The organism is Citrobacter sp. Cb080, assembly GCF_030334745.1.
GTDB lineage: Bacteria > Pseudomonadota > Gammaproteobacteria > Enterobacterales > Enterobacteriaceae > Citrobacter > Citrobacter braakii.
Map to the genome: position 1 here is coordinate 25,715 of NZ_JAOWDG010000080.1, position 11,945 is coordinate 37,659.

Here is an 11,945-nt window from a genome sequence, read left to right on the forward strand (position 1 = left end):
AATCAAATAATTTAACACGTAATTAGCATAAAAGATTAATACAATTTCGGAGACTACATGACTATACTTGTGACAGGTGGCGCTGGTTATATTGGTTCACATACCGTTTTACAGTTAATTGAGGGCGGATATGATGTGGTTGTGCTTGATAACCTGAGTAATTCATCTCAAGAGTCACTTCATCGTGTTGGTTCTTTGGTTTCGAAAAAAATTCCATTCATTGAAGCTGATATCAACGATAAACAAAAACTTGAAGAAGTTTTTAAAAACTACGATATCGATGCAGTGATTCATTTTGCAGGATTAAAATCTGTGGGTGAATCGGTAAAAAAACCGCTGGAATATTATATTAATAATGTCAGTGGGACCCTCACCCTGCTTGAAGTTATGAAGCAAGCAAGTGTTTATAAGTTCATTTTTAGTTCGTCCGCAACTGTTTATGGTAACCATTCTCCGGTTCCCAACCTGGAGGAATATCCTATTGGAAATGCTTCCTGCCCCTATGGTACTACTAAAGTCATGCTGGAGCAGGTTTTATCAGACTACGCGAAATCTGATGATAAATTGAAGATTATTGCTCTTCGTTATTTTAACCCTACAGGCGCACATCCTAGTGGTCTTATTGGGGAGGACCCGAACGGCATTCCAAATAATCTTGTCCCTTATATTTCTCAGGTTGCTATTGGAAAATTAGAAAAATTGTCCGTTTATGGTGGCGATTATGAAACCATTGATGGAACAGGGGTACGCGACTTTATCCATGTAGTAGATCTTGCCTCAGGCCATGTTAGTGCTTTAAGGCATATTGATAAATTACAAGGATATGACGTTTTTAATCTTGGCACCGGCAATGGTGTATCAGTTTTACAAGTAATTGATGCCTTTGAAAAGGCAAGTGACAAGAAAGTTAACTATGAAATTGTCGCCAGGCGAGAGGGCGATATAGGATCTTCTTGGGCTGATGTCTCTAAAGCAGAAAGGGTTTTAGGCTGGAAAGCCAAGTACAATATTGAAGATATGATGGCTCATACCTGGAATTGGCAAAAGCAAAACCCTAATGGCTATGGAAGCTAGTACTTATCTATTTAATATCATAATGGCGTATCAATGAATTTATTTTTCATAGTCGATAAGTTGGATTGGGCATTCGGAAAAATAGCCCAAAATATAGCAAAAGAGTTGAGTGACTTTAATGTAAAAATAGTTTGCACCGATGATTTTAAAACGGTGGCGGACCTTGTTTTACACTTGGATAAAAACGTAAAAGAAAAGAGTATCTTACACTTTTTCTGGCGTGACTATCTCATGGAAGTGATGAACTTCACTCAGCGGAATCCCCAGTATAAAGAAATTTTGATCAGCAATATTGTCACCACACATATTCCTGATCACCTATTCACTTATGATGATATCGCGAACTATGAGAGACGAATTCCTCTTATGAATTTTGTGGATGGGTATTTTGTTACATCCGCAAAGTTGAAAGAGCTATATTCTGAACTGTCTGATTTTCCACCTCCTCATAGTGTTATCTATGATAATCCAGAAATTCCTATGAGCGAAGGAAATAGTCATGATAATAGCGATAGAAAAAAACTCGTATGGATTGGAAATAGCAAATGGGGCGAATATCTTGGTTATAAAGATTATAAAGGCCTGAATAAAATAGTTTTGCCGGCTCTGGATAAATTAAAAAAATCTGGATATACGTTTGATTTTATTGAGTTTGATAGTTCTAAGGGCAAGACCGAACGTGAAGTAATTCTTAAAACACTGTCTGATGCAGATATTCTACTCATCAGTTCTGAATGTGAAGGTACGCCATTGCCACTTCTTGAAGCAATGGCAAACAGTTGCGCTATTGTGTCAACAGACGTCGGCATAGCAAATGAAGTGTTACCTGAAAAGCAGCGGCAGTATATTGTGTCTCGGGATGCCGAGGCATTTTATGATTCTTTGAGAAATCTTCTTGATGATCAACGTGGTCTTAAAGAATTACAAAGAATGAATTATTTAGCATATCGTCAGCAATTTGTAGATGATGGCCTTATAGCTGATAAATGGGCATTGTTCTTCAAAGACATGTGTTCAAAATCGCAAAATGAATTTAAGAATATATTCCTTCGCGAGCAGAAAGCGCCATCGTTGAAAGAACGTTTAATTTCAAAAACTATTTATAATCTAAGCAGGCTTGCTCTCCGTTTGAATTTGATGAATACGCTGAAGCAATACAGTCTGCTACGAAAAATATATTATAAGGTTGCTGGTACAACTACCAATCAAGTTGATTATGATTTGTTGGATGAGTTCTATAGCAATGCAATAGCGGATAAAGAAGTCTTAGCATTTTACTCGGCCTATTGGTCTGGTGTTGCCACATCAACAGCCAGTTTCTTTAAAGATGATAGTATCCAATATCCGTACTATTCATATGAGTTCCCACAAGTTTCTAACCATGTCTATCTAAACAGGTTGGCTGAAAAACTTGCTGCTTCGAAGACACTAAAAAGTGTGATCATGAGCGGTGGAACACAATTACAAATGGAACTTGCTAAAAAGATTAAGGAATTAAATCCAAAAATAAAAATATTTTTTGCATGGCATGGCTCACCTGCTCAGTGGGTTGACTCCTCGCAATATTCAACTTTTGATGGATGGTATGAACTTTATCGGGAACGGATTGTTGATGGGGTCATCTCGTTTAAGCCTGAGCTAGATGAAATACTTAATGCATACGGTATTCGTGCATTCTCAGTATCGAACTATGCTGTATCAGGCACTTCGTTTTCTAAAAAGTTAGCTGTACCTGATTCGGGCAATTTCCGCGTCGGTTTGTTTGCCGCAATGTTCAGTTGGTATAAAAATCCATTTCCTCAGTTACTAGCGATTGGTTCATTAAAAGGGTGTGAGTTGGTTACCAACTTGCATCTTGAAAATAATATGAAGTGGATTACCTCAAACATCAAACTTACGGCATTATCAGAGAATTTAAATAATAAGCGGTTTATCGAGCTGCTATCTCGTTTACATGTTGTGTGCTATGTAACGAATACGGAATGTTCACCAATGATCGCGCTGGAATCAGCAAGCGTTGGAACGCCATGCGTTGTAGGTCCAGCCGGAAACATATATAAAGGTTTTCCTGAGTTAGAATTGTATTTGGTTGAAAAAGAGGTTGATAATCCAACTGCAATCAGGAATCGGTTACAATTAGTTCGTGATAATTACGCGGAAGTTAAGGTTTTACTTAACGCATTTGTTTTGGAATACAATTCCAGATTAGAACTAATTAAAGAGAAGATGTATAAAGAGCTGAAGCAATGAAAGAATCATTAACAGATATATATTCGTCAATAAAATCCTGGCATCTTTGGACTACATTAGGTTGGTTGGAATTAAGGCAGAGATATAAAAGATCCATTGTTGGACCGTTTTGGATTACATTAAGTATGGCGGTCCTTATTATTGCTTTAGGGGTAATTTATGGAGAACTATTTAAATTAGAAGTTAAAGAGTATCTCCCGATGCTAGCAGTTGGTTTGGTGTTCTGGAACTTTATTAGTGGCGTTATAAATGAAGGGTGTGTAACTTTCATATCGTCCAGCTCTTTTATAAGTCAGTTACCAACTAAAAAATTCATATACATTATGCAAATGTTATGGCGAAATTTTATGATGCTTTGCCATAATATAGTAATAGTGATTGGTGTGTTGATTATATTCAACGTCTTTTCGTTGAAGAATTTCCCGCTTTTTATACTTGGATTTATGATCGTAGTTGTTAATCTGATCTGGATTGCAACTTTATTTGCAGTAATTTCTGTACGTTTTAGAGATTTTCCGCAAATGGTCATGAGTTTTATGCAGGTTGTCTTTTATATAACGCCGATATTATTTTCTGGAACAATGTTGGCTAAATATAGCTTGCTGCTGAAGTTAAACCCATTTGCTTGGTTTATCGAGATTATTCGCTCGCCTTTAGTAGGGAAAATGCCCGAGTTATACTGCTATTATAATTCTATTATCCTTGCATGCGTAGGAACAGTTATCTCACTAATTACATTTGCAAAATGTAGAAATCGCATTGCATATTGGGTGTAAATTATTATGTCTCATTTGATTGACTTAAAAGATGTGGGTGTCGAATTTCCCATTTACGACGCTAAAAGTAGATCGTTTAAATCGCAGGTGGCTAACTTAACCCGCGGTGTTATTTCTTCAAAAAAAGAAAGCAGCACGGTTACGGTTAAATCATTAGACGGTTTAACGTTTAGTCTGAAAGAAGGTGATAAACTCGGACTTATTGGAAACAATGGCGCGGGAAAATCTACGCTACTGAAGCTGTTGGCTGGTATCTATGAACCAACCTCCGGCACAATTAAAAGAAAGGGTAAGATAGTTCCACTGTTGGATATCGCTCTAGGAATGGATGATGATTCCACAGGATACCAAAATATAAAACTACGCGGTTTGTTACTTGGTATGACGAATGCAGAAATCGAATCCAAAATAGAAGAGATCGCTTGCTTCACAGAACTAGGTGATTACCTGAATCTACCAATTCGTGTCTACTCTACCGGGATGCGCGTGAGATTAGCATTTGCAGTATCAACTTCAGTTGATCCAGATGTACTTTTACTCGACGAAATTATTGGGACTGGTGATGCTTCTTTCTTAAATAAAGCAAAGAAAAGATTCCAGGAGTTGCAGGAGAGGGCAAAGGTTGTTGTGCTATCTTCCCATGACAACAATGTCATTCTGAAAACTTGTAATAAAGTTCTGTGGTTAGAAGGTGGTAAACCAAAGATGATTGGAGATCCGGAAGAAGTATTAAATAAATATATGGATAGCGTAGTTTAAAAACATAGGTGGTATGAGTGAAGATTGATTATGTCATTACAGGCATGGATGTCGGAGGCGCTGAGATGCAGGTTGTCGAATTGCTTCTTGAGCTTCAAAAATGTGGGCATTCTGTTCGATTAATTTCGCTTACACCACCAGTTGATTTGATTGATAAGCTAATCAGTAATGACATACCAGTTGTTTCATTGGGTATGAAATCAAAATTAGCTTTACCTATGGCTGCATTTAAATTAGCAATGTTGATCAGACAAAACTCTCCAGATATTGTGCATTCGCATATGTTTCATGCCAATATCTTGGTACGTTTCGTAAGAGCACTCTTGGGAAGGCGTTCATCTATTATTTGTACTGCACACAGCGTTCGTGAAGGTGGCAGTGCCAGAGACTGGCTCTATCGTTTGACTAATAAATTAAGTGACTTGAATACAGTTGTTAGCGATGCTGCACGGCAGCGATTTATTAACGACAAAGTATTTCCACCTGAGAAAACACTTACTGTTTATAATTGTATCAATATTGATCATTTTTGTATCATCGATAGACAGGGCAGGAAACGATTTCGCTGGATAACAGTTGGGCGGCTTGTAAAAATAAAAAACCAACTGTTGATTTTGCAAGCTATGATGCAGTTGCCACATAGTGAACTCATCATAGTTGGAGAGGGCGAAGAACGGCTTACATTGCAAACATTTATCGATCAAAATTCTCTCAGCGAGCGAGTTACTCTCTTGGGAAAAAAGGATAATGTTGTTGATTATTACCATGATTCCGATGCCTTTGTGCTGGCCTCTGACTATGAAGGTTTTGCTCTTGTCGTTGCCGAAGCTATGGCATGTGGATTACCAGTGGTCGCAACAGATTGTGGTGGGCCAGCAGAAATTATTGGAAATGGACAGGATTTTGGCATAACAATATCGGTTAATGATGTACATCACTTAACTGCAGCGATGCAACAGATTGAATCATTAGATATCGAACAACGTAAAGGAAGCGGCTATCGTGCTCGGGAAAGAGTCATTGAGAAATTTTCTGCTAAAAAAATCGTATCTCAATGGGAAGATATATACCTGTGCATACAGAAAAACAGAATTTAGAACTCACCTATGAAAATAGCATTAATCGGTACTACAGCAGAAAGTCTAATCCAATTCAGAAAAGAACTGATTAATTTATTACATAAAAATGGCCACGTTGTATATGCATTTGCAATTGACTATGATGATGTGACAAAAGAAAAAGTTAAATCATTTGGCGCTATACCAGTACATTATTGTTTCAGTCGTACAGGGCTAAATCCATTTTCTGATGTTATCAACACCTATAAATTATATAAAATTTTAAAATCACTTAAGTTAGACTTGGCATTTTCTTATTTTTCAAAGCCAGCCATTTTTGGTACTTTAGCAGCAAAGTTCGCAAGAATACAAAAACGATATGCGATGCTTGAAGGTCTTGGTTTTTTCTTTACCAATTCTGGAGGACAGGTTTCATTACGAACTAAATTACTAAAAAAAAATATTGGTTTCGCTTTACAAAGTGAGTTTCAGACACATTGAAAGTCTAATCTTGCTTAATGCGGATGATAAGCGAGATCTTTTAGTTAATGAAAAAATTCAAGTAAAAAAGGTACATATATTAGGGGGGATTGGATTAAATATGTCTGATTATCCCTACTGCCCACCTCCTGTCGAGCCAGTGTCTTTCATTTTTGTCGCCAGATTTTTGCAAGAAAAGGGAGTTTATGAATTTATTGAGGCTGCAAAAATAGTCAAAAAGAAGTTTCCTGAAACTCATTTTTGTATGCTGGGCCATCTGGATCTTCATAACCCGGGAAGCTTAACTATAGAACGACTTAATGATTTGAAATGTAATAACATCATTGAGTTACCTGGTCATGTTGATAACGTACAGGAGTGGCTTGCTAAAGCGAGTGTATTCGTATTGCCTTCCTGGCGTGAAGGGTTTCCGAGAAGTACACAGGAGGCTATGGCCATGGGCCGCGCTGTCATAACCAGCGATGTGCCAGGTTGCCGAGATACAGTGGTTGATGGCGTTAATGGATTTTTGATTAAGCCACGTTCTTCTCATGCCTTAGCCGAAAAAATGCTCTGCTTCTTACATCAACCTGAGCTAATTACCCAAATGGGGAATGCAAGTCACCAAATAGCTTTACAACAATTTGACTCAAGTATAGTTAATTCGAAGCTAATGAAGATACTACGTGTAGATTTTGAAAATACAAAATCTAATGTCTGTTAAATCATATAAATACAACTTTATAAAAAACACAATTTAGTAAGAAGATTATGGAAAGATTAAATTTGAGTGAAAAACCTGCTCACTCTTTACAAGAATCGGCTATTCATTGTGCCAGATATGCTAATATCTTACATCTTGTTAAAGATAAAGTAGTTCTGGACATTGCCTGTGGTGAGGGATATGGCTCAGCACTATTAATGAAAGCAGGAGCTAAACGAGTTGTGGGGGTGGACATCTCTGAAGAGTCAATTGAGCGTGCAAAGGAACTTTTTGGGGAATATGATGTAGAGTATATTGTAAGTGATGCAAATACCATCTCAGAGCGTTATGGCGAAGACTTTTTTGATATAGTTGTTTCAATTGAGACAATAGAACACATCAATACCCCTGACGTCTTTCTTAGTTCTATCAAAAAAACTGCTAAAGAAAATGCGATTTTCTATATAACTTGCCCTAACGATTATTGGTACTATCCAAATAATGAACAATCTAATCCTTATCATGTACGAAAGTATACTTTTCAAGAATTCAAAGAGCTTAGTACAGGGGTTTTGGGTAATAATGTCCAATGGGCATATGGTGGTTCTGTTTTTGGATTCGGCACAGTCTCTGCTAACAATCGAGGTCTTGAAAAGATAGGTTCTTCATGGATGGAAATAAGCGAGTCAGAAAATTCAATTAATGTTTTAAACACAGAGATTGACGCTGTTAATGAAAATAATTGTAGTTTCTTTGTGGGCTTATGGAATGCGCCTGAAACAAACTTTAGCAACAGTACATTTCCAATAAGTATGGATGCTTATTCGCGCATGACAGAAGAGTTTGAGTCGAATGTAAGTCTGGTACTTCGTGAAGATCAGGTGGAAAATAAAAAAGCTATATCAATATTAAAAAAAGATATGAAACAATTAACAATGAATTTGAGAAAATCAAATCTTTTATTATCTGCATTAAAAATTGAAAATGATGTGCTGCGTACGAATATTTACGAATTGCAACACCAACTCGCCAAACAAATTGCGATGTATAATGAAGTAACAAGTGAAAAAAATATTTTAGAATTAAAAAACGCCGATTTAATTTCGTTGCATGAGGATTTAGCATCTAAAAATTCATCATTGATGGAAAGAATGTCGCAAATGGAAATCCCATATTATCGATACTTAAGACTCTCTGCTCTTCTTCCGGATTTTTTGAAAAAAATTATACTAAAAATTGTGCGTTTTATCAGGAAATAAAATATGTCTGCACGTTTAAAATTATTACCTGGGTTAAAATCAACTGAGTATGTGTATTCAGATCTTCATGCTTTACTTGATACTAATGGTGGGAGTTCCTTAGGTCCGAACATTGGTAGTGATGGTTCTAACCTAACAATAACATGTTTATCGATGAGTAGAGTTTTTCTTACTGAAAAACTTGTTAATTCTATATATCAGCATGTGCCTTATTTTAAAGGTGAGATTCTGATTGTTGATAATGGCAGCACAGTAGAAGAACTTTCAATTTTACAAAATTTAAGTGATACGATCCCATTAAATATTAGAGTTGTCGAGCTTGGTAATAATTTTGGCGTAAGTGGTGGAAGAAACAAAACTTTAGAGCATATAAAAACAGAATGGGCAATGTTTCTAGATAATGATATTTATTTCATAAATAATCCACTTCCGAGATTGCAAAAAGATATTTCAAGACTTGGTTGTCATTTTATCAATATGCCATTGCTTGATTCTGACGGAGAAACATTATTCGCAAATGGAGGGAATGTTTTCCTCGATATTGATGATGATTCGGTGCATGTTGTTGCAGGAAGTGCATGTATTCAGGAAAAAACAATTACATATGATGGTGAAGGCTTCCTTTCTACATTTCTTTTTGGTGGTGCGAGTGTTATTAAAATCGCGACCCTGAAAAATTTAGGGAAGTATGACGAAAATATGTTTATTGGGTTTGAAGACATTGATTTATCGATCCGTCTTTACCAGTCAGGAATGAAAGTTGGTACATGTGGTGCAATTTCTTTAATCCATGATCACCCGAAGCCTAGTTCTAACAAAGATAAAGATTATGAGAAAATTCGCTTCACGCGAAGTATCTTAAAAGAATCCGCGGATTATCTTGAAAACAAATGGGGAATGGTTTTCTGGTCAGCTCCAGTTGATGATTGGTTGGAAGAGAAGCAACGTAGTTTTGAACTGACAACTCAGCATAATGATAATTTGTCCCAATTCGATGACAATAAAAAAGGCGCGACTTATGATTTATCTGTGTCAAAACCGAAAATTGCATTGATTATTGATACTGAAAACTGGGCATTCTCAAATATTGCAAATCAAATAGTCAATTATCTGTCAGATTCATATGACTTTACAATAATACCAACTGAAATTGTTGATAATATCAGTCAGGTTATTATGATGACTAGAAATTATGATATAACACATTTCTTCTGGCGTGAATCGCTTAGACTTATATATGATGAATATTATATAAACTATAACCGGACTATCGGATTTGATGAGCTCAGCTTTAAAAAAGAGTTCTTGGATGGAAGAATAATAACCAGTAGCGTTTATGATCATTTATTCCTGGATGAGCAAGCTATAAAATTAAGAAAGACATTTTATAACGATTTAATAACTGCTTATACGGTTAGTTCATCAAAACTATATGACATCTACTCATCCATAGTTGAGTATCCTAAGCCATCAGTTCTTGCGGAAGATGGGGTTAATTTAAAACTATTTTATCCAATTAATCTTGAACGTTTTGATAATATAGAATCGAGGGCCTTGCGCGTAGGTTGGGCTGGGAATTCTAAATGGGCGGGAGAGTTAGAGGATTTCAAAGGTTACCATTCTTTATTAAAGCCTGCAGTTGAGCAATTACAATCAGAAGGATTAAATATTGAATTAGTCCTTGCCGATCGTCAACTCGGATTTATTCCTCATGATGAAATGGTAAAATATTATAGCCAAATTGATGTATATGTCTGTCCTTCAAAAATTGAAGGCACACCAAACCCTGTCCTTGAGTCTATGGCATGTGGCGTTCCCGTGATAAGTACTGATGTTGGTGTGGTCAAAGATGCTTTTGGTGAGATGCAAAAAGAATGGATTTTACCAGTTAGAAGCAAGGATACTTTGATAGATAAACTTAGAGATTTTTATCATAAGCGTAATTCAGTGGTAAAATGTCTATCTTCAGAAAATTTGCAACAAATAAAAAAATGGGATTGGAAAGTTAAGTCTGAGAACTTTCGGACTTTTTTCGACAAAGTACTAGAATCTAAAAGGCACAGCGAGATAAGCAATAAAATGTGATCAAGATATCATTTGATCCCTGGTCCTAGTTTTTTTATCATTATCGCAACTTAATAAGCTCATGGTATCTATACCTGACAGGAGTATGTAATGTCTAAGCAACAGATCGGCGTCGTCGGTATGGCAGTAATGGGGCGCAACCTGGCGCTCAACATTGAAAGCCGTGGTTATACCGTTTCAGTATTCAACCGCTCCCGTGAAAAGACCGAAGAAGTGATTGCTGAGAATCCGGATAAGAAACTGGTTCCTTACTACACGGTAAAAGAGTTTGTTGAATCACTTGAAACTCCTCGTCGTATCCTGTTAATGGTGAAGGCGGGTGCGGGTACGGATGCTGCCATTGATTCCCTGAAGCCGTACCTGGAAAAAGGGGACATCATCATTGATGGCGGCAATACTTTCTTCATGGATACTATTCGCCGTAACCGGGAGCTGTCTGCCGAAGGTTTCAATTTCATCGGCACCGGCGTATCCGGTGGTGAAGAGGGGGCGCTGAAAGGTCCGTCTATTATGCCTGGCGGTCAGAAAGAAGCGTATGAGTTAGTTGCTCCAATATTGACCAAAATCGCGGCCATTGCTGAAGATGGCGAACCGTGCGTGACCTATATCGGCGCTGATGGTGCAGGTCATTACGTGAAAATGGTCCACAATGGTATTGAGTACGGTGACATGCAACTGATTGCTGAAGCTTACTCATTATTGAAAGGTGGTTTGAACCTAAGCAACGAAGAACTGGCTAGCACCTTCACCGAGTGGAATAACGGCGAACTGAGTAGCTACCTGATCGATATCACCAAAGATATCTTCACTAAAAAAGATGAAGATGGTAAATATTTGGTGGATTTCATCCTGGATGAAGCGGCGAATAAAGGGACGGGTAAATGGACCAGCCAGAGCTCTCTGGATCTCGGTGAACCACTGTCTCTGATTACTGAGTCTGTGTTTGCACGCTACATCTCTTCACTGAAAGATCAGCGTGTTGCTGCCTCTAAAGTCCTGTCCGGTCCTAAAACTCAGCTTGCAGGTGATAAGGCAGAATTTATTGGGAAAGTACGTCGTGCGCTGTACCTCGGTAAGATCGTGTCTTATGCTCAGGGCTTCTCACAGCTGCGTGCCGCATCTGACGAGCATAATTGGGATCTGAACTACGGCGAGATTGCAAAAATCTTCCGTGCGGGCTGCATCATCCGCGCGCAGTTCCTGCAGAAAATCACCGATGCCTATGCTAAAAACCCTGGTATTGCAAACCTGCTGCTCGACCCGTACTTCAAGAACATTGCCGATGAATACCAACAGGCGCTACGTGATGTTGTTGCGTATGCTGTGCAGAATGGTATCCCGGTACCGACATTTTCTGCTGCTGTCGCTTATTACGACAGCTATCGTGCAGAGGTGTTACCTGCAAACCTGATTCAGGCCCAGCGTGATTACTTTGGTGCGCATACTTATAAACGTACTGATAAAGAAGGTGTATTCCATACGGAATGGCTGGATTAATTAA

At 37.7% G+C, this 11,945-nt stretch carries 8 protein-coding genes and 1 pseudogene; all 9 read left to right on the forward strand.

Going from position 1 to position 11,945, the window contains the following annotated elements:
- Positions 1-57 precede the first annotated feature (57 nt).
- The 9 genes and pseudogenes from galE to gnd all read left to right on the forward strand — a co-directional run bounded on the left by galE (position 58) and on the right by gnd (position 11,941).
- Positions 58-1,074: a UDP-glucose 4-epimerase GalE gene (gene galE / locus OGV38_RS18905; protein ID WP_000154260.1), complete on the forward strand. Its 1,017-nt coding sequence runs from the start codon at positions 58-60 to the stop codon at positions 1,072-1,074.
- Between the two features lie 33 nt (positions 1,075-1,107).
- Positions 1,108-3,324, forward strand: a complete 2,217-nt coding sequence (locus tag OGV38_RS18910) for a glycosyltransferase (RefSeq protein ID WP_001048111.1) — start codon at positions 1,108-1,110, stop codon at positions 3,322-3,324.
- Positions 3,321-4,100, forward strand: a complete 780-nt coding sequence (gene wzm, locus OGV38_RS18915) for an O89/O101/O162 family O-antigen export ABC transporter permease subunit (protein WP_000665069.1) — start codon at positions 3,321-3,323, stop codon at positions 4,098-4,100. The genes OGV38_RS18910 and wzm overlap by 4 nt, the downstream gene beginning before the upstream one ends.
- A gap of 6 nt (positions 4,101-4,106) precedes the next feature.
- On the forward strand, positions 4,107-4,859 hold the full coding sequence (wzt, locus tag OGV38_RS18920) for an O89/O101/O162 family O-antigen export ABC transporter ATP-binding subunit (protein WP_000018742.1): 753 nt from the start codon (positions 4,107-4,109) through the stop codon (positions 4,857-4,859).
- Positions 4,860-4,876: 17 nt separating this feature from the next.
- Complete coding sequence (locus OGV38_RS18925; protein ID WP_000687349.1) at positions 4,877-5,956, forward strand: glycosyltransferase; 1,080 nt, start codon at positions 4,877-4,879, stop codon at positions 5,954-5,956.
- 9 nt (positions 5,957-5,965) lie between these two features.
- A pseudogene (locus OGV38_RS18930) lies at positions 5,966-7,121 on the forward strand (glycosyltransferase family 4 protein).
- Positions 7,122-7,168: 47 nt separating this feature from the next.
- Positions 7,169-8,359 carry a class I SAM-dependent methyltransferase gene (locus OGV38_RS18935; RefSeq protein WP_181500249.1) on the forward strand — a complete coding sequence of 397 codons (1,191 nt, stop codon included), beginning with the start codon at positions 7,169-7,171 and terminating at the stop codon, positions 8,357-8,359.
- Positions 8,360-8,362: 3 nt separating this feature from the next.
- On the forward strand, positions 8,363-10,444 hold the full coding sequence (locus tag OGV38_RS18940; protein ID WP_181500250.1) for a glycosyltransferase: 2,082 nt from the start codon (positions 8,363-8,365) through the stop codon (positions 10,442-10,444).
- Between the two features lie 90 nt (positions 10,445-10,534).
- On the forward strand, positions 10,535-11,941 hold the full coding sequence (gnd, locus tag OGV38_RS18945) for an NADP-dependent phosphogluconate dehydrogenase (protein WP_181500251.1): 1,407 nt from the start codon (positions 10,535-10,537) through the stop codon (positions 11,939-11,941).
- Positions 11,942-11,945: the final 4 nt, after the last annotated feature.